The following is a 23367-nucleotide window of genomic DNA, read 5'->3' as shown; positions in this document are numbered from 1 at the left end:
TTAACCTGCAATCTGGCACTAGGTTAGTATGAAAAGTGTTCGGAGTGAAGCGACATTTTTGCTTATTTTGTAAAGACTAAAGTTTGCCAACTGACACCTTGGCGGTGCAGTTTGTCGCTAGAGTCTGTGTTATGAATTAAGGTTAAGCCACAGGATTTTGCGAACTCGATAGTGTCCCTTGCATTAACCGGATTAGCCACCCGTTCGTCATCAAATTTCCCGTGTCGCAAAGTAATGACTAGGAGCCCTTCGGTTAAAAGCAATTGGCTACATCGTTGCAAGCTTTGTTGTTGCTGAACGTGGGTTAAGTGCATCCATACCGCGCTAATCAAAATTAACCCGTAGTGTTGCTTTTTCTGTGATGTGAGTAAGGGCAGGGTATCTTTAATCCACGTTACTGACTCTCCCGTAAAGGCAATGCCTGATTGCATTAGCGCGGTTGCAGGCTCAATAGCGGTTACGTGATTTCCCAAATCGGCCAGCGCTTTCGCGTCTCTGCCTGCTCCTGCACCTATGTCTAATATAGTGGTATGGGTTAGCGACGGTATATGTGACAACCAATCGCCATGTACATCCTCAAATGCAACACTAGTGTATTGTGAAGCAAGCTTTGAAGCGTGCTGGTGGTAATACGCGATGTGTTTATTGTACTTCATGGTGTTAGCTGTTCTTTTGAAATGTGTTTAACCACTTGGCTAAAATCGCCAAGGGCATGTGATGCCTGTTCTGTCCAATGCCAAAACAAAGGCACACCTAATTGTTTGCTAGGAAATAGCGAGATGAGCTGACCCGATGCCACTTCTTGTTTAACTTGTAAGGTTGGCAATAACGCCCACGCTACGCCTTCTACGGCCATTTTTGCAAACCCATGAGATGACGGATACCAATGACATGTGGTTAGCGACGGCGGAAAGTCTAAACATTCTCGCTGATAGTCGGTGAGTAGGGTGACATCAAATTCGTCATAAAGTAACCCCGGAGTGCTCATTACTCGTTCGGGGCTTATGTCATTTTGAAGGTAACGTTGTATAAAGCCAGGCGAAGCATAGAGTTGATAATTCATAGTACCAAGCCTGGCTGATTGCCCGCCGGTAATGGGAGTGCCAGTTTGGCTAATGCAGGCCATGACTTTACCTTGCTGCAATAGGGTGCGGGTTTGGGTTTGATCAGCATTATAAATATGTACGGGGTTAGAGCGCATTTCACTAAATCTTGCCATGACCTCAGTAAACCAGGTCGCCAGCACATCGTTGTTTACTGCTACACTCAGTGGCGAAGCATGGTCAGCCGCCCCGCTGCGTGTGGTTAACTGCTCTTCTAACACACTTACTTTTTGCACGTGAGACAAGAGTTGTTCGCCAAGTGGCGTGGCCTTTAACGGTTTCATACGCACTAATACCGGCCCGCCCACTTGTTGTTCTAGTCGCTTTATCTTTTGCGAAACTGCCGACTGAGTCAGATTGAGCGCTTGGGCGCCGCGCTCAAAACTGCCGTAGCGTAGCACTTCGCGAAAACTGTGTAGGGCAGCATAATCAAGCATGATGAAAGCAAGCACTCTTATTTAAATAGGTATTCCCAGTATTATTAATTAATTTAATAGCAAAGAAAAATTATTAATTTAATTTAGTTTGAAAGAGTAGCTAAAATCAACGCCTATTTTTTATTCATTCAATTTTTGAGGTTTAGTTCATGTTTGCGGCAGCGTTGAGTGGTTTTGTGATGGGCGGCACCCTAATAATCGCCGTCGGTGCGCAAAATAGTTTTTTAATCGAACAGTCTTTGAAGCGTCAATGGACCGGGTTGTTCGTACTGCTGTTTATAGTGAGCGATGCCATTTCTATCAGCTTAGGAGCAATGGGATTCGGGTTGCTGTTACAAGAATATCCTTTGTTGGTATCAGTCACTAAGTGGGCGGGCGTTATCTTTCTTTTGTGGTTCGCGTTTAACAAACTCAAAGCCTCTATGGCTGATGATGCGTTGGTACTTGAAATGTCGAAGAAGCAAACGTCATTTAAGCGTGCGTTTCTGATTGCTATGGCGGTGACGTGGTTGAATCCTCATTTTTACTTAGATACGCTGCTATTAATGGGGAACTTAGCCAGCCAATGGCAACTTGATAAATGGTGGTTTGTCTGCGGTGCAATTTGGGCGTCTATCGTATGGTTTGTTGGGCTAAGTACCCTCACCGCTAAATTTGCGCACCTTATGCAGCGCCCGTCGTTTTGGCGTTGGTTTAACCGCTTAAACGCAGCGGTATTAGGGGCGGTAAGCATTCAACTGGCTAGCTTGTAGTATACAGGCATGAGTGAAAGCTTTTGGTAAGCAGCCAATCGCAAGAAGGAGAGGTATATGAGCTGGGTTTATTTGATTGTGGCTGGCTTATTAGAAATAGGTTGGCCAGTGGGGTTAAAGCTGTCTCAAGAAGCTGAAACTCGCGTGCTGGGTATACTGTTAGCGATAGGGTTTATGGCGGCCAGTGGTTTCTGTTTATGGATGGCGCAAAAAAATATTCCTATAGGTACGGCATACGCCGTGTGGACTGGCATAGGTGCGGCGGGTACGTTTCTAGTTGGGGTTGTATTTTATGGCGATCCGACTTCTATCGCGCGCTACTTTGGCGCAGCCTTAATTGTGGCAGGCGTTGTGGTATTGAAATTAGCCCACTAAAAAATGTGGCGTATAAAAAAGCTCAGGTATTTCCTGAGCTTTTTGTTTATTGTCTAACTGTGGGTATTAGTTAGCGTTTAACTGAGCGCGAAGTTCAGTTAAAAAGGTGTCGATGCGTTCGGCGTTTTTACCTAAATCGCTTTTTCCAACCCGAGATTTACTGCGAATATCTACAAGGGTGTTATCGTCTTTTGCTTTTAGGCGAATAACCACATCATCTTTGAATCCAAACCACTGGGTGGTGTCAGTCGCCTCTAATGTATAGGGCAATGCGCCATCGGACACACGCTCCCAGCCTAATACGTCAATAGTTTGTTCACTAGCTGCAAAGACTTCATCAATGCTTTGCGCCAATAATTGGGTTCTAATTTCAGGGTAAGCATCGATTTGCTGACGTGTTACCTCACCACCCTCGTAAGTAATAGGGTTAGGTGCATTTTCACGTAGCGGCGCAATAGCCACAAACGCCGGAGGGTTGGTCACATCGGTAGTGATATCGTGAATAGGCGGTACGGTACTGGCTTTGCCCATCATGCTAACAGGCATGGCGACAGCAATTAACGCTAATATAGCGAAAACAAACGTACTGCCCCAGCTGACGCTTTTACGTTTTATTAGTACTTGTAGAATGATAAGTATAATGGCTGCGCCACCCACATATACGCCATAGCGCAGAGAGGTAAATGCGGTGCCTAAATCAACGCCTGCGTACTGATATAGCGGGCCTGGTAATACCACCATTAAAAATCCAATAATGCTGGTCAGTGCAATGAGTGCTTTCAAGTGAGCTCCTAATTATTATTGTTGCTTTGTATAACATAACTTTAACAGTCATTGGGCGCTTTTGGTTCAAATTTTCCACTAAATTTGCGAGTAAAGCGCTTGATCCGTCGCAAAAACCTTTGCAAGCAGTGAAAGGACGAAGGAGTCAGAAGCACTAGTGGCGTTTACATAAGGGGAATAGAGTAACTTCTGCTATGCTATATGCTGATACAAACATGAGGTTTACTATGGGGAATGCCCAAGAGATCCCTTCTTTTAATGCGACGAATGCACAGAAAGTGGAAGTGCTGTTAGACATACTTTCCACAAAAAAAGCAGAGTTTGAAGAAGGGATGACAGAGTATGCGCTAATTTCGCAACTTAAGTCGCCACCCTATCAGTTGTTCAATGACAACGCGCTGCGCGATTCCCTAGCATTGTTTAATACCCACTTCATCTTGTTTCATACCCTATATTTGCTTAGAAATCTCTGGCGTGATGCCTCGGTGGGTGAGCTAGATATTCATACTACACGCATCATTCTATTGCCCTTGAAAGCGAGTAGTCAAAGCGCCTCTGTGAGAAACGCCACTACATTAGATAAAAGCGATCCGCTTGCAGAGTACTACCTGAACTGGCAAAACTTGGCCAGCACTGGTGAAGCTGATGTAGAGGCTTTATTGAATGGCTTTTGGCAGCGAATGATGGGGGCTGAGCCCGCTTTCGATTCAAAAGAAAGTATTGTGCAATGTCACACTTTACTCAACTTAGAGGAGTCTGTGTCAATCACGTTACCGACGCTTAAGAGGCATTACAAGAAGCAGTTGGCAACAGTGCACCCAGACAAAGGAGGTAGCCACGAAGCAGCGCAAAATGTTATTTCGGCGTACCAAACCTTATTGCGGTATTACGGGCTCTAATACTAAAAGTTGAATGAAAAGCGTGTTTTACAACCTTAGGGTACCGCTACAGTATAAAAATACTGCAACTGACCGATAAGATCAGCACCTTTAACTCCCTTTACTTTTAATCTTTAGTATAAGCGCGCACAATGTAAAGCTTGTGTCAGATATGTCATGAATAGGGTGTCCCATTATTCATACTGGCCGATGAGTAACCCTTTCGTCACAGTAAATTGATACGTTGTGCGTTACTGCGATGTCGCGCCGCATTTGAAGCATACGATCTCATTAGTCCAGTTGATGTGATCGGGCTGAGTAATGCCAATGTATTTATAACTCGGCGCATGGAAGTTACCTACGTTAATACAGGCCCAAAATTTAAGTTTACCGGTTAAACGTTCTCGTTTGCCGGTAATCGTTAGTTTTTAAATTCGAGAAATTATTATGAAACGCGTTTTTTATGTCATCACTACCCTAGCTTTGTTGGTAGGTGCGATTGGGTGTTCGTCTGAGTCTGAACAGGCGGGCGCAGGGCAGCAAGCCATGCCGCCACAGTCTGTATCGGTGCTTACTATTGCACGCCAAGCGGTAACCCATGAAATGATTCTGCCAGGAAGGGTTACGCCATCTCGTCAGTCTCAGGTTCGCCCTCAGGTTGATGGAGTGATTACAGAGCGTTTATTTGAAGAAGGTGCGCAGGTTGAAAAAGGCCAGCAACTTTATCAAATTGATGATGCGCGTTATCGTGCTCAATTAAACAGCACCATTGCTGACGTTAAAAGTGCACAAGCGAATTTAAAAACCTTAGAAGCGAAAGCTCGCCGCTACGATGACCTAATTAAACAAAATGCCATCAGTCGCCAAGAATACGACGATGTTATTGCGCAAAAGGAACAAGCACAGGCAGCGATTAGTGTTGCTCAAGCGGCGGTAGATTTAGCACGAGTTAACTTAGGCTATACCAAGGTGTATGCGCCAATTAGCGGCCGTATCAGTCGCTCGTTTGTGACAGAAGGTACACTCGCGACCACAAACCAAACGCAGCAACTTGCCACTATTACGCAGTTAAACCCTATCTTCATCGATATGCAGGAGTCGGGTCGAGCCATACTGACCCTTCGCCAAGCCATGCAAGAACAAGGCTCGATGCCTGTGGAATTGACTGTGGACGAGGCCACGGGTAAGAAATACGAACACATAGGTAGCGTGAAGTTTTCGGAAGTTACCGTGGATGAAAGTACCGGTTCAGTCGCCCTTCGCGCCGAAATGCCAAATCCAGACGGGTTGTTGTTACCAGGCTTATTCGTGAAAGGCCACGTTATTACCGGTACAGAACAGGCTCTACTAGTACCGCAGCGCGCTACGATGCGTCAACAAGACGGTTCATTGTCAGTCTATGTGGTGAACAGTAATGACGTGGTAGAAGCGCGTGCACTAAAAACTAGCGACATCTACAAAGACCAATATATTGCCACCTCGGGTATCAAAGAGGGCGATAGACTTATTGTTTCTGGTTACCAAAAAGTGAAACCTGGCAGTAAAGTAAACACCAGCGAGTGGCAGTCATCGTCACGCGGCTCACGTTAAGATAGGATTAGTTTACTATGGCTCGCTTTTTTATCGACAGACCCGTCTTTGCGTGGGTACTTGCAATTATTACGATGATGGCAGGTGTACTTGCCATTTATACCCTGCCAATTGAGCAATACCCTAAAGTTGCGCCACCCACGGTGACGATTACTGCAACTTACCCAGGGGCTTCAGCAGAAACTGTTGAGAACTCGGTCACGCAGGTGGTTGAGCAAAACTTATCAGGCATCGATAACTTACGTTATTTCTCTGCCAGTAGCTCAAATAGCAGTATGTCTATTAGCCTCACATTTGAACCGGGCACCGACCCAGATATTGCGCAAGTTCAAACTCAAAATAAAGTGCAAGCGGCACTGCCATTGCTGCCGGCACAGGTGCAGCAACAAGGTGTCACTGTTGCAAAGTCAAACTCAGCATTTTCGTTAGCCATTGGTTTTTATGACGAAACAGGGCAAATGAGTCAGTACGACTTAAGTGACTTGCTGGTATCTCAATTTCGCGATTCAGTCTCCCGTGTTAATGGCGTGGGAAGCGTTCGGGTATTTGGTGCCCAGCGTTCAATGCGAATCTGGTTAGATCCAGACAAACTGTACAGCTACAACTTAACGCCGGTAGATGTACAAGCTGCTGTAGAAGTGCAAAACACCGATGTATCTGCGGGGCAACTCGGGGGCTTACCTGCCATTCAAGGCCAGCAAATTAATGCGACTATTCAAGCTCAGTCACGCTTACAAACCGTCGATGATTTTGAAAGCATCGTGTTGCGGGTAAATACAGATGGTTCTCAAGTTCGAGTCCGCGATGTAGCGCGGGTTGAACTAGGAGCTGAAAGCTACGATGTAATCGTTCGTTACGACCGTCACCCTGCCTCAGGTATGGCTATTAGCTTAGCGTCAGGTGCGAACGCGCTTGATACTATCAATGCGGTAAAGCAACGAGTTGAAGAGCTACGAGTCAACCTACCAGACAGCGTAAAAGTGGTTTATCCGGTAGATGCTTCACCCTTTATCGAATTGTCGATTGAGTCAGTGGTACACACGCTGATTGAAGCTGTGGTTTTGGTATTCTTCGTCATGCTGCTATTTTTGCAGAATTGGCGCGCTACCCTTATTCCTACTATCGCGGTTCCGGTGGTGTTACTAGGTACCTTTGCGGTGTTATTGGCATTTGGTTACAGCATAAACGTATTAACTATGTTTGCCATGGTGCTAGCCATTGGCTTGCTAGTGGATGACGCTATTGTCGTGGTTGAAAACGTTGAACGTATTATGGAAGAAGAGGGCTTACCGCCCGCTGAAGCCACTAAAAAATCCATGACACAAATTACCGGTGCGCTAGTAGGTATTGCCGCGGTGTTATCGACGGTATTTATTCCTATGGCCTTTTTCAGTGGTTCTGCTGGGGCTATTTATCGCCAGTTCTCAATTACTATCGTGTCTGCCATGGGCTTTTCGGTTTTGGTAGCAATTATATTGTCGCCTTCATTGTGTGCCACGCTGTTAAAACAACACGATCCTGAACATGACAAAGACAAAGGCTTTTTTGGTTGGTTTAACCGCACATTCAACAAAGGCCGCGACCGCTATCAGCGTACCACTACCCACATGGCGAAACGTGCTAAGCGTTACTTTGCGGTATACGGTATTTTGGTCGCCGGAATGGCATATATCTTTGCCCAATTACCTGGTGCTTTCTTACCCGATGAAGACCAAGGCCGCCTAATGGTGCTAATAAGTACGCCTCCTGGTGCAACTGCTGGGCGTACCTTAGAGTCGGTTAAAAAGGCAGAAGACTTTTTCTTAGACCACGAGCAAAGTGCGGTTAACGGATTATTTACGGTTGTCGGTTTTAGTTTTGCTGGCCAAGCTCAAAATGCCGGTATGGGTTTTGTAAACTTGAATGACTGGAGTGTACGAGATGAAAGTGACTCAGCATTTGCGCTGGTAGGTCGCGCCTTTGGCGCATTTAGTCAAATTGAAGATGCTTCTGCATTTCCTATTGTGCCACCGCCCATTATGGAATTAGGTAACGCCACAGGCTTTGATATGCAGCTTGTGGATCGTGGAAGTAATGGTCATGTGGCCTTGATGAATGCCCGCAATCAATTGTTAGGCATGGCTGCGCAAAACCCTAAACTTGCTGGTGTTCGCCCCAACGGATTAAGCGACGTGCCTCAGTTTAAGGTGAATATAGACAGTGAAAAAGCATCTGCGTTGGGGTTAAACCTAAGCGAAATAAACAGTGCACTGCAAATTGCGTGGGGCTCAAGTTACGTAAACGACTTTATTGATAAAGGCCGTATAAAACGCGTTTATATGCAAGCGGATGCAAAATATCGCATGTCGCCAGACGATTTAGACAAGTGGTTTGTGCGTAACGCCGACGGAGACATGGTGGCCTTCAGTACCTTCGCGTCTACTGAGTGGGTGTATGGCTCGCCGAAATTAGAGCGTTTTAACGGTATATCATCGGTCAACATTCAAGGTAGCCCCGCTGAAGGTATTTCATCTGGTGAAGCCATGGAAGAGATGGAGAAGCTAGTCGCTCAATTGCCTGATGGTTATGCCATTGAATGGTCCGGCCTATCTTTTGAAGAACAACAAGCAGGCTCGCAAGCGCCTATGCTGTATGCTATTTCTATTCTCATTGTATTTTTATGTCTAGCGGCATTGTATGAGAGTTGGTCTGTGCCCTTTGCAGTAATGCTAGTGGTACCTTTGGGTATATTAGGGTCGGTAACGGCTGCGTTCTTATTCAATTTACCAAACGATGTTTACCTACAAGTTGCGTTTTTGACCACAGTGGGTCTGGCGGCGAAAAATGCCATTCTTATTGTTGAGTTCGCGAAAGAGCAATACGAAGAAGGCATTGATTTAATGACGGCGGTATCAAATGCGGCTTCTCAGCGTTTTCGCCCCATATTAATGACATCTATGGCCTTTATACTCGGTGTAACACCGCTGGCAATGGCTAGCGGTGCAGGTTCAGCAAGCCAAAACGCGATAGGTATTGCGGTGATGGGGGGCATGTTTGCTGCCACCTTCTTAGCCATTTTCTTTGTACCTATGTTCTACGTGATGGTTGAAAAGCTGTTTCATAAACAAGATAAATAACTTAGACGTTGAGGTTTTACGATGACTACTGTCATTTTTTCTCATGGAAAAGAAAGTGGCCCTTGGGGCAGTAAGATCACTACATTGTCTAACGTAGCTAGCGATGTTGGCTTTGATGTTATTAGTGTGGATTATCAGGATTTACCTTCGCCAGAAGATCGCATCACCCGATTGGTTGATACGGTAGAAGCGCAAGGCAATGAAGTTATACTGGTAGGATCTAGTATGGGCGGTTACGTGTCTTTGGTGGCCGCTGAGCGTGTGTCTGCACGGGGTTTATTTTTACTAGCGCCGGCGCTGTATATGCCAAGCTACGAAGTGCAAGAATATAACTACACCGGAAAAACGAGTGTAATCCACGGCTGGAATGATGATGTCATTCCTGTTAGCCACAGTATAGATTATGCGAAGTTGCGTAATTCTCAGTTGTTACTGCTAGAAGACGGTCACAGACTGTCGAAAAGCATGTTTGCGATATCGCCTTTCTTTCGCAATTGGTTGCATCCGTTTACACTGAACTAACGGAAGCTTTGCTGCTGTAACGTTTTTCCTGTTGTCTTACCAGCTTGGTAACGCACAACAGGAAAAATGTGTCATTATAGCGGTACAGATTAGCGGGAATAAGGCCGAGGGTATGGCAATAGGTTTACCGTCTGAACCAGATTGGAAAGCGCTGATAAAGTCGGGTTGTCGATTATTTGTGGGTGGTAATGCATCAGTACCTTACGCACTGATTCAGCACCTAATTGATAATAGCGATGGCTTTAGCGATATTGAACTAGTACACATGCTTGCACTTGGCGATACGCGCTGGGTCAATGATGAGTACAAAAATCTATTTAAAGCCAATACCTTCTTTATTGGTGGTCAAGCGATGCGGCAAGCTGTTGATGAAGGCCGAGCCGATTACACCCCAGTTTTTCTCTCTGAAATTTCAAGTTTGTTTAGTGATGGCACGCTGTCTTTAGACGCCGCGCTGGTAAATGTAAGTCCTCCTGATGAATTCGGCTATTGCTCCTTAGGTGCGGCGGTTGATATTGCCATGTCGGCAGTGCGTCAAAGTAAATATGTGATTGCACAAATTAACCCGCAAGTTCCCCGAACGGCTGGTCATTCCTATATTCACGTCAGTGAAATTACCGCATGTATTGAAGCGAACGAACCCTTAGTTGAAGTTATGCCGCCACCTATTGATAGCGTGGCCGAACGTATTGGGCAGTACGTTTCCATGTTGGTTGATGATGGCGCTACCTTGCAATTTGGTATTGGTAAAATTCCAAGTGCCACCCTTAAATACCTGTGCCATCACAAAGATTTAGGTATTCACAGCGAAATGCTTACCGACAGTATTATTGAGTTGTTAGCATCAGGTGCGGTTACTAATAAGAAAAAAACCTTCCACCCAGGCAAGGTGGTAACCAGTTTCGCTATTGGTACCCGTAAGCTCTACGATTTAATCGATAACAACCCGCATATTGAATTTTACCCTAGCAGTTATGTGAATAAACCCACCAATGTTGCCAAGAACGACAATATGGTGGCGATTAATAGTGCGTTGGAAGTCGATTTAACGGGGCAGGTGGTTGCCGACTCGCTAGGATATGATTTTTATAGTGGTATTGGGGGGCAGGTCGATTTTGTAACAGGCGCATCTATTAGCAAAGGGGGGAAAGCCATTATTGCGCTGCCATCAACGGCAAAAAATGAAACCATATCTCGCATTACGCCACGTCTTGCTGAAGGGGCTGGGGTAGTAACCTCGCGGGGCAACGTGCAATACGTTGTTACCGAGTACGGTATTGCGTCTCTTAAAGGTAAAAGTATTCGTGAGCGCGCGCTAGAGCTTATTCGAGTAGCGCACCCTAAGTTCAGATCTCAGCTATTGGAAGAAGTCAGGCAGCATTATTGGGTACCGCATTACCAAGAAAAGTACCCGACAGATATTCCAGAGCTAGGCGCTATTCAGCTTAAGCGGCTAAATATTCAAGGCGAAAAATTTTATATGCGCCCGCTGAATCCCGCTGATGAACGCCGGTTACAAGAGTTCTTTTATTCTCACACCAAAGAAACACTGCGACTGCGCTACAACTACGACCCAAAACAAATGTCGAGAGAGAAGTCGTGTAACTTAGTGAGTGTAGATCAAACCTCTGACGTGGCGTTATGTATAGTACGCCAAGAAGGGTCTCGAATTACCATTCATGCCGTAGGTCGATTTTATTACAACGCCAGCAATAACTCCTGTGAAGTGGCGTTTGTTACCCGAGAAACGCAGCAGGGTAAAGGTATGGCAAGCCGCTTGTTGAACGAGCTTATTCGTATAGCGAAAGCCCGTGAAATAAACCAAATGGTGGCCTATGTCAGGGGAGAAAATACCCCCATGATCACAATCTTTGAACAAATGCAGTTTAAGCGGCTTTTTACCGGTGATCCCAGTGACGTTGAATTGGTATTAAACGTGAGTGAGTTACCATGACCATTCGAATTTACCGCACCAAACACGGCGTTAAACATGACTTGGGCCCAGAACACCCTGAGTCGCCAGACAGGCTATACGCCATAGACGATCAGCTGTTAGCGTCGGGTTTAGAAATGGTGTGTGAACACGCTGATGCAAAGCCCATCGCTGAGGCTTACCTCACTCTGGCACATAGCCCAGAGTACGTGCAAAGTGTATTTGCCCGTGCGCAACACCTGTCTAAAGCAGCGAAAGCACACCCCGATGCAAATCATAACGATAGCAACCCCGTTACTTGGTTAGATGACGATACTGGCATGATGGAGTACACCTTACTCGCCGCATTGGAATCGGCGGGAGCGGGTTGTAATGCGGTAGATTGGGCTATGCAGGGCGACGATAGGCAGGCATTTTGTTTGGCTCGCCCGCCTGGTCATCACGCTACCTACGATGGCTCAATGGGTTTTTGCCTATTTAATAATGTGGCCATTGCTGCACGCTATGCACTACAAAACTATCAACTCTCTCGTGTGGCTATCATCGATTTTGATGTGCATCACGGTAATGGCACTGAAAATATTATCGCAGGGGATCAGCGCATCATGATGTGTTCTAGTTTTCAGCATCCGTTTTACCCTCATAGCGGTGCGCCTGTGTCAGCGAGTAATATTTTATCTGTGCCTATTGAAGCGGGCTCCACCGGCGACGTGTTTCGAGAAAAAGTATCCCATTGGTTTAACGCGCTAGAGAACTTCCAACCCGAGCTTATATTTATATCGGCAGGATTTGATGGCCATGCTGAAGATCCTATGGCGCACCTTCGCCTTACCGAAGATGATTATTTTTGGGTGAGCCAGCGTATCAGGCGTGTTGCTGATAGTTGCTGTAATGGCCGTGTTGTGAGTACGCTTGAAGGAGGATACGATTTAAGCGCACTTGGGCGCAGTGTAGTAGCACATTTAAAAGGGCTATCTCACCCCTAACGGTGCGGGTTGCAAAAACACCCATCGGCGTCGGTTTTCACCACGGCATTGATGTAAGACGAACTTGTTGCATACCCGCTAATTTCATCCACTAAATTTTTACCGGTAAAACAACCGTACCCCGTAGCGTAAGGCCCTAAATAGCGAAGGTTATACTGGGTGTCTACAACAATAAGGGTAGGTACCGAAGGCAATATAGAGGCGAGTTCTGGCACATCTTCAATGTCTAGCGTCAAGCCGCTGTAGCCTAATTGACCTAGGTTGTTGATCAGCTGAGTTTGATGAGAATCGGTAAGGGTGTCGCAATAACACTTTTCCTGCGTACCCACATGAACAATACTGCCAGCAGGCACATCATAGTCTTTAAGCAGAGATATCAACGAAGCGTCAAAGGTGACGCTTGTTGATTGATGCAGCAAGGTGCCTTTAGGGTCGAACTCAGAAATTTGACGCTGGCTATAAAACAAAACAGCACTTAGTAAACTAATTGCCCATACCAGCAACAGCGTCCAACTTCCCTTTTTCGACATTACAGCTTAAAGCGACCTATAGCACCGCGCATCTGTTGTGAAATTTGAGACAAAATTTCCACTTCTGCTGACAACGATTCCGCCGTAGCGAGCTCTTCAGAAGTCAGTTCACTTAACCGAGCTGTACTTTGTGCGATGGAAGCCGATGCGGTTTCTTGCTCAACGGCAGAGGTGGCAATTTCAGTCATGCTTTCACTGGCAAACTGAATTTGCGTGGTGATTTCAGACATTGCTTGGGTAGCAGTATCAGCCGACAGTACAGCTTCATCAACAAGCTGAATACAGGTTTGCATCTGGTCTACCGAACTTGCCGTTTGACTTACTAATTGCTCGGTTACCGAGGTGATTTGATCAGCACTTTCTTTTGAACGAATGGCCAAGGTACGCACTTCATCAGCAACCACTGCAAACCCTCTACCGTGCTCACCAGCACGCGCCGACTCGATGGCCGCGTTTAGCGCCAGTAGGTTAGTCTGCTCTGCTACTGACGTTATGGCACGCATAGCTTCTGAAATGTGCGAACATTGCTCGTTAAGGGCCGTATTAGTTTTTGCGGCGTTGTTTAACGTACTACGCAGCGAATCTATGGTTCGACTGGTGGTTACAATAGTGTCGCGAGTTGAACCTGAAGAGGCCTCTGCAGCAGACGCTTTGTCGCTAGCACGGGTGGTTTGTTCGGCAGACATTTGCATAGTTTGCGCGATTTCTTCAGACGAAGCAGACACCATGGCAATTTCTTGGTCGGTATTACGGCTAATTTCAAACATATTACTAGCCGCCGTTTCCATTTTTTCACAGCCTTTAACCACTTCATTCATAAGTGAAGACGCTAAAGCAACCAAATCTTTAACTTGATCAATAAGTTCGCCAAAAGGACGAAGTATTTCGTTTTCTCTCTCAAAGGATACAGATAAATCTATTTGCCCTTCAGTTTTTTGCATATTCTCTATAGCGATACGTAATTCTGCAGCCCCAGCACCTTCTTGATGAGCTTGTTTGGCCATGTACATCAGAAGCCCGCCTTCCGCTAATGCAAAAGCGGCATGCATCAACAATATAGGGAATGTTAGGTCACCCTCTTGGAAGATGAAAACAGGGGCACCTTGGGTAGCCAGAATATAAAAACTGATATGATGTACCGCAACCACCGCAGTGGCGGTTGCAATAACCTTCCAGTCTCTGAAATAGGAAAGAAACGCCAGTGTCACGAATATTTCAAAGTGCATTTCAATAAGCCCGAAGGTTTGATGAATATGCAAAGCGGTAAGTAACTGTATACCTATTGCAACAGCATGCTTACTCACTACAGCGTGGGGCTGTTGAAGGCTAAAGTATAAAGGCACGACGGCAATAGGAATGCCTAGTACAACGGCAGTGATGATATCGCCAGTAACGAAGCCAATAACAAAAGAAATGACTAATTGGATCAGTATTACAACTCGAAAGATCTTGTGTCCTTCTAGTATCCAAGGGTACTGCATATTGTTTTCTCTCCACTAAAGCAGTTTGCCTAAGTGTAGGCAAGAAATGCAAAGCGCGCTATTTTGACCAATCATACGATTAAAAAAATTAAAATCTATTAGCCTTTGTACTAATGCGTTGAATGTTAATTATTTTTAATGAATTTTAATGGTTGGTTAAACGCTAGCTACAGCCAGCGCTTCCACAGCATCGCTACCAACATAAAGATGCTTAATGCTCCCATACTTAGCATTAAGTAAATAAAAGCATTAGCAGACTGAGTGCCTGGTAATCCGCCAACGTTCATACCAAACACACCCGTTAAAAAAGATAAGGGCAAGAAAATAGCCGTTACCATAGACAAAACATACATTCGCACGCCTTGTTGCTCCGCTATGCGGTTTCGCAACTCGTCTTGAAGTACGATTGCTCTTTCCCGTAATAAGTCCATGTCTTCTACATAACGGCTCATGCGGTCGGTTTGCTCACGTAGTTCAAAACTCTGATTTTGGGACAATGCATCAGGCAAACGAAACAGGGCATCTAATGCATCGCGTTGTGGCGCAAGGTAGCGCCTGATAGAGGCGGCTTGGCGTCTTACGATAGATAAATTTTGTCTATCTTCTTTTCGAAGTTGTTCGCTGGTTTCAAACCCTACTAAGCTCTCGTCCATTTCATCAACGGTGTCTAAAATGGTATCAGCGACTTTAGCAATCATGTTCAGAAAGAGGGCCGGTGGGCTAATTGGCACCTGTTCTGATGCTATTTCATCTCGAAGGTTTTGGATGGAGGTTAATCGCCTGTTTTTACGACGAGCACTAATAATAATATCTTTGTTATACCAAGTACGTAGCGACACCATATCTTCTGGGTCGGCATCGGGATTTTTATTAATGCCTCGCAAATACACCAAGGTACCCTGATGCAGGCTCATGGCTCTAGGCCTTGTTTCTAAAGCAAGTAAGCTGTCTATAACCGTTTGGTGTAAGCCACTAAATTGTAACAAGGTGCCAGCGTCTTCAGCATCTGACTGTACGTGTAACCACAGGTAATCATCACTAGCCGAACATTGTGCTAAGGCGTCGGGAATGGCTTTCGCTTCAATGGTTTTAACTTCACCATTGGGAGATAGTAAGTAAGCCCATAATAGGGCTTGAGGAGGTGAGGCTGCGTGCATTTGAGACCAAAACCATCAAAAAAGTTGCCTCATACTACGCAGAGATAAAGCCGCTTGCCATCTAAAAAAACGCGCTTAGGTGAAACTAAGCGCGTTTAATATTCTATCTTTCACGGTTTTGGGTTCGTTTCACTTTCGGCGTTGAGCGCTGTTGCGACATCGCCGAACGGTTAGACGAAGAACGATTACTTCTAACATCTGTTTTAGCGCGTTTTACATGCGTAGAAGCGCGCTGCTGATACTTCTGCCCTGATACCCGATTACTGTCTCTTTTTACGGTTTTAGTTGTGGTTACCGTACGCGTTGTGGTGCGACTTTTAGGTTCCACATGCTGACGTGGGTTTTTAACGCTGCGAGGTGCAGTAACCTGCCTGTTATTGCTGTTCACATTCCGTGCAGTGTGTTCTTTGATACGGTTCTTTTTAACCTGGCGCTCCTTAAGCTGGCTTTCGCGCAACTTATTCGACGACTTATTGTTAGGTGATTGGGCATGCAGCGGTGATTGCTGACGCACAATATTTCTATTCACTGTTTTGGTATGACTCACCTTAGTCATGGCTCGCTCGTTGCTTCTTACTTTCACTGAACGAGTGGCGCTATATCGTTTAGGTGCACTATGCACTACGCGGTTAGAATAACGGGCTCTACGATGGTCAGCATTATGCTGCCAGCGTTGATAACCTTTACTATAAACACGTTTATTCGGCGTCCCTCTGTAATAGTGGCGCACAGGTTCTCTGTGGATCACTACATGGCGGTTGCTCCAACGAATACCGCCAAAGTAGAAGAAGCTTGAAAGCCTAACTTGCGGTGCCCAGAAAAAATTCCCGCGATGGCGGTAGCTAACCCTATGATGCCAGTGTACAGGCGCTATCGCATGTGACCAAAGCCCGAATACAACAAGCGGGTCGTAATATGGCACGTAAACAACATCTCTATGGCGAGGAGCGATAACAATCACGCTGCGTTCTTGTTCTATCTCCCGTTCTACTTCAAGGTAATCATTCGATTGTAAGTTACCCGTGTTGAGAGCGTGTTGTCGAAGCAACTGTACTCTATCAAGTACACGGGCTTCGCTAATTAACACGTTATCACCAAGTTGCTGTAACCAGTTTAAATCTTCGGCCATGGTGTGCAGAATATCGGTAAATGCAGCCAAGGCTTTTACACTTGGATCCCATGTAACCGGGTCTAGCGCTTGCTCTACTTGTTCAGGGGTAAGGTGCAAATTGCTTTGACGCCACCTGTCTGCAGCCACAACGTCAAGAGGGTAGGTGGCCGCAATCATAATATGAGTAAGTAAGGTGTCGGGGTAAAGTGCAATAGGCGCAAGTAAGCTATCTAGCTCAGCATCTGAATACTGGTAGTTATCTACCTTGGTTTCTGGCTCAACCGATGCTGAAGCCAGCATGGGGAATGAGGTAGATAGGGTTCCCATGGCTACGAGTAAAGCTAAAGTCAGTTTTTTCATACGTTCTCCTTACATTACTCTGCATGGAAATGCTTAAACTAAGCACTTTTTACAGGCAATGTCACAAAGTCTGTATGTGTTATAACGCTTCTGGTATTAACGTAACCTGAACCAACCTGAATTAATGTTATTCAGGTTGGAATAGATTGAAGGGAAAAATGACTTACTTAAAAGAGTGGGGGTCGAATGCATGACCAAGTTTTTCAGTCTTGGTTTTGATGTAGTTCTTATTGTCTTTTGTAATACCATGATCAATAGGCTTGCGTGCCACTACATCAATGCCTAACGATTTTAACGCCGCTAACTTCTTGGGATTGTTGGTCATCAACTCAACGCGCTGTACACCCAAAGTATCAAGCATTAGCTTACAAATATCATAGCTACGCAAATCGGCATCAAAACCTAAATGTTCATTGGCTTCAACCGTATCCATGCCGCTATCTTGTAAATTATAAGCGCGAATTTTATTCAGTAACCCAATACCACGACCTTCCTGACGAAGGTAAAGCAACACACCAAAACCATTTTCGGCAATGTTCTGCATGGCTTTTTCTAACTGAAAACCACAGTCGCAACGGGTGCTGAAAAGGGCATCTCCCGTTAGACACTCAGAATGAATGCGGATGGGCACTACATCGTTTTCTTTCCATTCACCATAGGAAAGCGCCACGTGCTCCTGTCCACTGGTTTCAACGAAACCATGGATTTTAAAATTACCATGACGAGTAGGTAATTTTGCGGAACTGACATATTCGTATTTAGGTTGTTTGCTGCTCATGTTACTTCTACACCTGGATCATAAGCGTTATGTGGGGGTGTTCTTGCCTTTTACAAGGGCTTGAGACAGGTACAGCTCCCCATTCATTAATTCGCGAATGTTACAATATACCCCTTTTAAAGTGTAGCAATACCATAGCCTAATCGGTTTTAGGTTATAACGGTTTGAAGTCGTCAAGCAACGCGGGCTCAGCTACACCGTAACCTTGGGCGAAATCGATGCCCATATTACCTAGCTGTGTCATAGTGGCATCAGACTCTACGAACTCACCTACAGTCTGCATTCCTAGGGCTTTGGCGACCTCTTTAATGGAAGACACCATAGCGACATCTACAGGATCTGCTCGCATGTCTTTAATGAAGGTACCATCAATTTTGACAATATCGACAGGTAGGTGTTTTAGATAACCATATGACGCAAACCCTCTGCCAAAATCGTCTAACGCAAATGAACAGCCTAAACGATGGAAAGTACGCATAAAGTCAATGGTGTACTCCATTTTGATAATAGCGACAGACTCAATCATCTCGAAGCAAATTTTATCGTAAGGAATGTTGTAACGTTCAAACGCGTTTAACACGAAGAGTTTGAAATCTCTGTCGGCTAATGAATGGCAGTTTAAATTAATACTACAGCGCTTTAATTCAGCCAAATGCTCAGGATGCTCATTTAGCCAATTAAAGGTATTAACAATAACCCACTTATCTATTTTGACGTTCATCTCGAAGCGTTCAGCGGTAGGCAGAAATGCGGCGGGCTCTACAATGCGACCATCGGTTTCTTTCATACGCAGAAGCACTTCATAATAATAGCCGTCATTGGGTCGACTTAATGGTCTAAGCGGCTGGTAGTAAAGTAAGAATCTGTCTTCTGATAATGCCGATTGAATGCTGTTTACCCAATCCAGCTCATTTTGGTAGCGCAGCATGCTTTCATCGTCTTTGCTGTACTTATGAATTTGATTACGCCCCTGCTCTTTGGCGTAATAACACGCGGCATCTGCCATGCAGATATATTGCTCTGCACTGGCGTCGGGGTCGGTGCACACTACCATGCCAATGCTAACCCCCAAGCTAAATATGCGGTTTTCCCATGAAAAGCGGTAATCCTGAACGGCATTTAATAATGCGGTTGCCTGTAAGTAAGCTTGTTCTTCAGGCTGGTTTTCAAAAATAACACCAAATTCATCGCCGCTTATCCGCGCTAGCATTGCCTCATTAGGAAGTGATTTTTCTAGCAAGTGAGCAATATCTTTAATAAGGGCATCGCCTGCCTTATGACCAGAGGTGTCGTTAACAATTTTAAAGCGATCTAAATCGAGATACAGCACGCACGGTGGAATGGGTGACTTCTCGCTTAGTCTAGCGGTCAGAGTAGTTTCAAACTGACGCCTATTATAAACTCCAGTTAGCGAGTCGTGTGTCGCCATAAATTGTAGACTAGAGTCTGACTGCTTTTTCTCCGTAACATCGATAATAGAGCCATATAAAAAACTACCACTTTCATTTTCTCGTACCTGACAAGATATGGAAAACCAAAATGCACTACCGTTGGCGCGCATTCCTTTAATTTCCCGCGCCGCTACCTGCCCGCTATGAAGTAGTTCTCCTACCAGTACGTCGCGGTCTTCTGAGTTGGCGTAAAACTGCTTGGTGTTTTTTACTTCTGCTAACATTTTCGCTTCATCGGTATAGCCAAACAGGGCGCACATGGCAGGGTTAACTGTCTTTAATTCCCCGTCTAGGGTAGAGGTGTAAAGGCCTTCACTGGAATTTCTAAACAAATCGTAAAAGTGATGAAGGCTGCTGATCGTAGCTTCACTTTCAGACAATCGTAACCGGCTCACGTTCTGCTCTTTTAATTCAACGGCAAACCCGATGCAAAGAAGGGACAAGGTCAGCAGGGTTAGAATAATCATGACAATGGGGGCGGTGTAAAAGGCATTGTCGAAGGCGATTTTTACGAATACCGCATAAAGCATGAATACGAACACCCAGGCGAAGGCGAACAATCGGCTTGATGCAAGATTTTTTTTATCCTTAAAAATAAATGCTAAGCCAATATGATAAGCAGCAATAAACGGGCTGGCGGCAAAAAGGATGCGGGTTGCATCGTACGCGCTCGTTGATACTGCCGCGATAGCCATACCAATAGGGAGTGCAAAGGTAAGTATTCTTAGCACTAATGGAATAGGGGAAAACAAACTGTGGGTCACTTTTGCGAGTGTCACAAAGCTAAGGCTAATGAGTACCGCAAAGGTTATTTCGCTCGCATTAGTTAAAGAAGGCCATGTCGCAAGCCCGCCTTGCGCCATAAAAAACAGCGCAAACAATACAAAGTTGGTTACCGCCAACCAGAAACGGGCTGGGGTGCGCTGATATAAGTAAGACAGCAGGAAATAGCCAGTTAATACCGTGAGCATACCCAGTACGATGCCAAGTAGAATAAGCAAGGTTTCATCGTATTGTTCAATCGCCTGTTTTTCCCATAGCGAAATTGGGAAATAGCGAAGACCATCATCATATACGCCAATAACCAGCCGAACATTTTCTTGTGGCGTTAGTGAAAAGCTTAAGCGGATGGCAGAGAAAGGTTTCTTTAGTGAAAAATCCCCTTTACCCGCTTGGTAACGATAAGACTTAATGATTCGAGCATTGCCATCAAGCAAATAAATTTGAAGGTCGTTAATATTAAGCCTGTCTATATTTAGCACTAGGGGAATAGTGCTAAATCCCTCGTTCCTTAATTCATTAGAAATCCAGAGTCGACTATTATTTCTATCAAGCGGAATACTGCTGGTTAAGGGGCTAGAAGGATGAAGGACATCTAAGTACGTCATGGATTTATGCGCGACAAAAAACGAACTGCTTTCGTTAATGGTGGCGACACGAAAAGATTGGTCAATGGTAAGCTCTGATGCAACAGCCGAATTTTGGATGGCGTCGCTTAACGCCCAAGTAGATAAGGTGATACAAGCAATGAAGAATGCCAACATTCCTTTTCTTTTGAATGGCATAGCTACCTTATTAACGTAAATTCTCAAAGATCAGTAAACTAATAGTAACGGAAGATCCTGTTTTTGGGGAAAGAAATAATGAAAAGAATGATGAAAAGTCATTCACGTTTCATCAAATAGATAGTCGTACAGGTCCTGCGCATTTTCATTACTTCCTATTGGCTCAAGCCAAATGGCTTCGCAAAGCCATTCGATAAACAACATACAGCTGAAGCTGCCGTTACTTAACGTAACTTGATAGCGGTCGGCTCCCCACTCTTGATTTGTCGCGGTTAAATTAAAAAGCGTACAGAAGGTTTGCTCCCATTGCTGAGTTTTTAACGGTGTACTGGGAAGTGGGGTATCAATAAACAAAGCGTGGCCGTTTATTTTCGACAAGGCTTTGAGGTTTTGAATGGTTAACTGCTGCATGACAAGCTCGTGTGCGTTGATGATGAAGGTGGCTTTGAAAAGGGATGCGTATCCCATCTAGCATCATATGGTGTGCTAGTAGCTTCTAACAAAGATTCAGAGAGTGAGAAGTCACCCTTTTCGGCTAATTCAATCGCCTGTTGAAGTAAATGAGTACGAGGAATGACCGCAGGGTTTAGCGACAAGAGCTCAGTTTCTTCTTCTCTTGCTAAACGCAGCTTACGGTAGCTTTCCCACCATGCATCTGTTTTTTCTTGATCAACAAGTGTTACTTGTTTGAACCTGTTTTCCTGACTAACGAAGATATCGTGAAAAGGACACTGAGCCTTGTTTATATCTGCCAACGCCAACTGACGGAAGCAATACGTGTAATCTAGATTATTGGTCTCAAGTATTTGTAGCCAAGACTGCATGACAGCAAGGCTTTGCTCTTTCTCATTAGTCTCAATGCCCATACGAGATAGCATCAAGTGTTGATATTGGGAAATAAAAGTTGGCTCGAAGGTAGATAAAGCGGCTTTTATTTCATCAACAGAGCAATGTCCTGAAAAGGCATGGGCAAGGGCATTTAAGTTCCAAAGGGCAATACCCGGCTGTTGATTAAAGGCATAGCGGCCTTGATGGTCAGAGTGATTAAAGACCGCGCCAGGCTCGTAATTATCCAAAAAGGCAAACGGCCCATAATCAAAGGTAATGCCATGAATAGACATATTGTCTGTGTTCATTACGCCATGCACAAAACCGTGGGTTTGCCACAACGCGACTAATCTAGCAGTACGCGTTACTACTGCGCCTAGTAAAGCAGCATAAGGATTTGTTGCCGCTTTGCATTCGGCAAAATGATGCTCAATGGTGAAGTCGAGTAACCGCTGTAATTTATCTTTTTGACTGGCATAAAAATAATATTCAAAGTGACCGAAGCGGATATGGCTAGGGGCGGTTCTTATCATCATGGCGCCGGTTTCAGGGCGCTCTCGGTACACGGTATCTTCACTAGTAAAAAGACACAGCGAACGGCTAGAGGGAATACCTAAATAATGCAGTGCCTCAGCGCCAATATACTCCCTTAATGTAGAACGTAGTACGGCTCGCCCATCAGCGTGCCTAGAGTAGGGGGTAGGGCCGGCGCCTTTTAAATGGAGATCGTGGGGCTGCGCGTTTGAATCGATAACTTCTGCTAAAAGCAATCCACGGCCATCGCCTAATTCAGGGTTCCATTGACCAAACTGGTGGCCACCGTATTTTTGTGCAAATGCCTGTTGTGTAAGGGGCGTAACAGGAGAGTGTAGCCAATCAAGCATAGTTTGAGGCTGCAGCAAGTGTTCAGGAAGTGCAAGCTCGTTGGCTAGCGTGGTATTAAACAAGCCTACTCGCATGTCTTTAAGCGGTGCTGGAAGTACAAAGCTACCCAGTTCCGATAGGGTTTCTGCATAGCGATTTAATAAACCCATTAGTTAGTCGTTTCCCGATGGCGTGTCACAATCTATAGGGCGGAAAGTAGCAAAATGTGAAGGCTAATAAAAGCGCCATTTACATCAGTGAGACACAGTGCAACTTATCACAGATTAAAATTAAACTTCCCCTCTATAAAACGTGTATAAAAGACATAAGCTAGCAATAATAAAAAACGGCCTTATTAGGGCCTAAAGGAAGCATTATGCTCACGTTACATCACTTAAATAACTCTCGATCTCAACGTATTTTATGGCTATTGGAAGAGCTAGGCGTTGATTATAATATTGAACACTATCAGCGAGATAGCATCACTAATCTTGCGCCGGAATCGTTACGTGCAGTACATCCACTGGGTCGCTCGCCTGTACTGACTACCCCTGAAGGGGCAATTGCTGAGTCGGGCGCCATTGTCGAGTACTTAGTTCGCCAGTATGGACAAACAAATTTTACCTCTCCTGAGAGTGGTGAAAATCTGCAGCAGTATTTATTTTGGTTGCACTTTGCCGAAGGCTCGCTAATGCCACCCTTGGTAGCTAGGTTGGTGCTTGAAAAGGCCCGTCAAAAAGGGTCTAAACCTGAGGGATCCCCACGAA

19 protein-coding genes and 1 pseudogene are annotated in these 23367 nt (G+C 45.1%); 9 read left to right on the top strand and 11 right to left on the bottom strand.

The genetic code is table 11. The features are described from left to right. Nucleotides 1–62: 62 nt before the first annotated feature. The gene (locus AMBT_RS17855) at nucleotides 63–656 is read right to left on the bottom strand and encodes a class I SAM-dependent methyltransferase (RefSeq protein ID WP_013786049.1); all 594 of its coding nucleotides are present in this window, start codon (nucleotides 654–656) and stop codon (nucleotides 63–65) included. Then, the gene (locus AMBT_RS17850; protein ID WP_013786048.1) at nucleotides 653–1540 is read right to left on the bottom strand and encodes an ArgP/LysG family DNA-binding transcriptional regulator; all 888 of its coding nucleotides are present in this window, start codon (nucleotides 1538–1540) and stop codon (nucleotides 653–655) included. Before AMBT_RS17850 ends, AMBT_RS17855 begins: the two co-directional genes overlap by 4 nt. Nucleotides 1541–1689: 149 nt before the next feature. On the opposite strand from AMBT_RS17850, the gene AMBT_RS17845 reads away from it, so the two are divergent. Then, a complete protein-coding gene (locus AMBT_RS17845; RefSeq protein ID WP_013786047.1) occupies nucleotides 1690–2292 on the top strand; it encodes a LysE/ArgO family amino acid transporter in 603 nt (200 codons plus the stop codon). Between the two features lie 57 nt (nucleotides 2293–2349). Continuing rightward, the gene (locus AMBT_RS17840; protein ID WP_013786046.1) at nucleotides 2350–2667 is read left to right on the top strand and encodes a DMT family transporter; all 318 of its coding nucleotides are present in this window, start codon (nucleotides 2350–2352) and stop codon (nucleotides 2665–2667) included. 66 nt (nucleotides 2668–2733) lie between these two features. Here AMBT_RS17840 and AMBT_RS17835 read toward each other — a convergent pair whose 3' ends face one another. After that, nucleotides 2734–3450, bottom strand: coding sequence for a DUF1499 domain-containing protein (locus tag AMBT_RS17835; protein ID WP_013786045.1), 717 nt, complete (start codon nucleotides 3448–3450; stop codon nucleotides 2734–2736). A gap of 227 nt (nucleotides 3451–3677) precedes the next feature. Between AMBT_RS17835 and AMBT_RS17830 the strand changes: the two genes are divergently transcribed. From AMBT_RS17830 to AMBT_RS17805, 6 genes are all read left to right on the top strand, one after another. Next, nucleotides 3678–4349: a DNA-J related domain-containing protein gene (locus tag AMBT_RS17830; RefSeq protein ID WP_041453106.1), complete on the top strand. Its 672-nt coding sequence runs from the start codon at nucleotides 3678–3680 to the stop codon at nucleotides 4347–4349. A gap of 426 nt (nucleotides 4350–4775) precedes the next feature. Next, the gene (locus AMBT_RS17825) at nucleotides 4776–5918 is read left to right on the top strand and encodes an efflux RND transporter periplasmic adaptor subunit (protein WP_013786043.1); all 1143 of its coding nucleotides are present in this window, start codon (nucleotides 4776–4778) and stop codon (nucleotides 5916–5918) included. A 17-nt stretch (nucleotides 5919–5935) separates the two neighbouring features. Further along, entirely contained in the window at nucleotides 5936–9034 is a 3099-nt protein-coding gene (locus tag AMBT_RS17820) for an efflux RND transporter permease subunit (RefSeq protein ID WP_013786042.1), read from the top strand. Between the two features lie 21 nt (nucleotides 9035–9055). Then, entirely contained in the window at nucleotides 9056–9556 is a 501-nt protein-coding gene (locus AMBT_RS17815) for an alpha/beta fold hydrolase (RefSeq protein WP_013786041.1), read from the top strand. Nucleotides 9557–9668: 112 nt separating this feature from the next. Continuing rightward, on the top strand, nucleotides 9669–11510 hold the full coding sequence (locus AMBT_RS17810; RefSeq protein WP_013786040.1) for a bifunctional acetyl-CoA hydrolase/transferase family protein/GNAT family N-acetyltransferase: 1842 nt from the start codon (nucleotides 9669–9671) through the stop codon (nucleotides 11508–11510). Continuing rightward, a complete protein-coding gene (locus AMBT_RS17805) occupies nucleotides 11507–12475 on the top strand; it encodes a histone deacetylase family protein (RefSeq protein WP_013786039.1) in 969 nt (322 codons plus the stop codon). Before AMBT_RS17810 ends, AMBT_RS17805 begins: the two co-directional genes overlap by 4 nt. Here the strand turns inward: AMBT_RS17805 and AMBT_RS17800 are convergent. The 8 genes from AMBT_RS17800 to AMBT_RS17765 form a co-directional block, all read right to left on the bottom strand. After that, a complete protein-coding gene (locus tag AMBT_RS17800; RefSeq protein ID WP_013786038.1) occupies nucleotides 12472–13005 on the bottom strand; it encodes a DUF6436 domain-containing protein in 534 nt (177 codons plus the stop codon). The genes AMBT_RS17805 and AMBT_RS17800 overlap by 4 nt on opposite strands. Next, complete coding sequence (locus tag AMBT_RS17795; protein ID WP_013786037.1) at nucleotides 13005–14486, bottom strand: methyl-accepting chemotaxis protein; 1482 nt, start codon at nucleotides 14484–14486, stop codon at nucleotides 13005–13007. Before AMBT_RS17795 ends, AMBT_RS17800 begins: the two co-directional genes overlap by 1 nt. Nucleotides 14487–14653: 167 nt before the next feature. Continuing rightward, nucleotides 14654–15643: a zinc transporter ZntB gene (locus tag AMBT_RS17790; protein WP_013786036.1), complete on the bottom strand. Its 990-nt coding sequence runs from the start codon at nucleotides 15641–15643 to the stop codon at nucleotides 14654–14656. 103 nt (nucleotides 15644–15746) lie between these two features. Beyond that, entirely contained in the window at nucleotides 15747–17114 is a 1368-nt protein-coding gene (locus tag AMBT_RS17785) for a DUF3300 domain-containing protein (protein ID WP_013786035.1), read from the bottom strand. A 163-nt stretch (nucleotides 17115–17277) separates the two neighbouring features. Beyond that, nucleotides 17278–17892 (bottom strand): GTP cyclohydrolase II, encoded by a 615-nt coding sequence (ribA, locus tag AMBT_RS17780; RefSeq protein WP_013786034.1) that lies wholly within the window; start codon nucleotides 17890–17892, stop codon nucleotides 17278–17280. A gap of 154 nt (nucleotides 17893–18046) precedes the next feature. After that, nucleotides 18047–20887 (bottom strand): EAL domain-containing protein, encoded by a 2841-nt coding sequence (locus tag AMBT_RS17775; protein WP_013786033.1) that lies wholly within the window; start codon nucleotides 20885–20887, stop codon nucleotides 18047–18049. A 123-nt stretch (nucleotides 20888–21010) separates the two neighbouring features. After that, nucleotides 21011–21319: a DUF3630 family protein gene (locus tag AMBT_RS17770; RefSeq protein ID WP_013786032.1), complete on the bottom strand. Its 309-nt coding sequence runs from the start codon at nucleotides 21317–21319 to the stop codon at nucleotides 21011–21013. After that, on the bottom strand, nucleotides 21307–22770 hold the full coding sequence (locus AMBT_RS17765; RefSeq protein ID WP_013786031.1) for a protein adenylyltransferase SelO: 1464 nt from the start codon (nucleotides 22768–22770) through the stop codon (nucleotides 21307–21309). The genes AMBT_RS17770 and AMBT_RS17765 overlap by 13 nt, the downstream gene beginning before the upstream one ends. A gap of 206 nt (nucleotides 22771–22976) precedes the next feature. Here AMBT_RS17765 and AMBT_RS17760 point away from each other — a divergent pair. Beyond that, nucleotides 22977–23351 (top strand): annotated as a pseudogene (locus tag AMBT_RS17760) (glutathione S-transferase); the annotation flags it as partial. Nucleotides 23352–23367 lie beyond the last annotated feature (16 nt).

This window comes from Alteromonas naphthalenivorans (genome assembly GCF_000213655.1).
Classification (GTDB): domain Bacteria; phylum Pseudomonadota; class Gammaproteobacteria; order Enterobacterales; family Alteromonadaceae; genus Alteromonas; species Alteromonas naphthalenivorans.
Note: the sequence above shows the minus strand (reverse complement) of the source record. Positions and strands in the feature narration are given on the sequence as shown.

Excerpts from the sequence above, each read along its gene's own strand:
- AMBT_RS17855 (WP_013786049.1), bottom strand. The coding sequence starts at position 656 with ATGAAGTACAATAAACACATCGCGTATTACCACCAGCACGCTTCAAAG.
- AMBT_RS17850 (WP_013786048.1), bottom strand. The coding sequence starts at position 1,540 with ATGCTTGATTATGCTGCCCTACACAGTTTTCGCGAAGTGCTACGCTAC.
- AMBT_RS17845 (WP_013786047.1), top strand. The coding sequence starts at position 1,690 with ATGTTTGCGGCAGCGTTGAGTGGTTTTGTGATGGGCGGCACCCTAATA.
- AMBT_RS17840 (WP_013786046.1), top strand. The coding sequence starts at position 2,350 with ATGAGCTGGGTTTATTTGATTGTGGCTGGCTTATTAGAAATAGGTTGG.
- AMBT_RS17830 (WP_041453106.1), top strand. The coding sequence starts at position 3,678 with ATGGGGAATGCCCAAGAGATCCCTTCTTTTAATGCGACGAATGCACAG.
- AMBT_RS17825 (WP_013786043.1), top strand. The coding sequence starts at position 4,776 with ATGAAACGCGTTTTTTATGTCATCACTACCCTAGCTTTGTTGGTAGGT.
- AMBT_RS17820 (WP_013786042.1), top strand. The coding sequence starts at position 5,936 with ATGGCTCGCTTTTTTATCGACAGACCCGTCTTTGCGTGGGTACTTGCA.
- AMBT_RS17815 (WP_013786041.1), top strand. The coding sequence starts at position 9,056 with ATGACTACTGTCATTTTTTCTCATGGAAAAGAAAGTGGCCCTTGGGGC.
- AMBT_RS17810 (WP_013786040.1), top strand. The coding sequence starts at position 9,669 with ATGGCAATAGGTTTACCGTCTGAACCAGATTGGAAAGCGCTGATAAAG.
- AMBT_RS17805 (WP_013786039.1), top strand. The coding sequence starts at position 11,507 with ATGACCATTCGAATTTACCGCACCAAACACGGCGTTAAACATGACTTG.
- AMBT_RS17800 (WP_013786038.1), bottom strand. The coding sequence starts at position 13,005 with ATGTCGAAAAAGGGAAGTTGGACGCTGTTGCTGGTATGGGCAATTAGT.
- AMBT_RS17795 (WP_013786037.1), bottom strand. The coding sequence starts at position 14,486 with ATGCAGTACCCTTGGATACTAGAAGGACACAAGATCTTTCGAGTTGTA.
- AMBT_RS17790 (WP_013786036.1), bottom strand. The coding sequence starts at position 15,643 with ATGCACGCAGCCTCACCTCCTCAAGCCCTATTATGGGCTTACTTACTA.
- AMBT_RS17785 (WP_013786035.1), bottom strand. The coding sequence starts at position 17,114 with ATGAAAAAACTGACTTTAGCTTTACTCGTAGCCATGGGAACCCTATCT.
- ribA (WP_013786034.1), bottom strand. The coding sequence starts at position 17,892 with ATGAGCAGCAAACAACCTAAATACGAATATGTCAGTTCCGCAAAATTA.
- AMBT_RS17775 (WP_013786033.1), bottom strand. The coding sequence starts at position 20,887 with ATGTTGGCATTCTTCATTGCTTGTATCACCTTATCTACTTGGGCGTTA.
- AMBT_RS17770 (WP_013786032.1), bottom strand. The coding sequence starts at position 21,319 with ATGCAGCAGTTAACCATTCAAAACCTCAAAGCCTTGTCGAAAATAAAC.
- AMBT_RS17765 (WP_013786031.1), bottom strand. The coding sequence starts at position 22,770 with ATGGGTTTATTAAATCGCTATGCAGAAACCCTATCGGAACTGGGTAGC.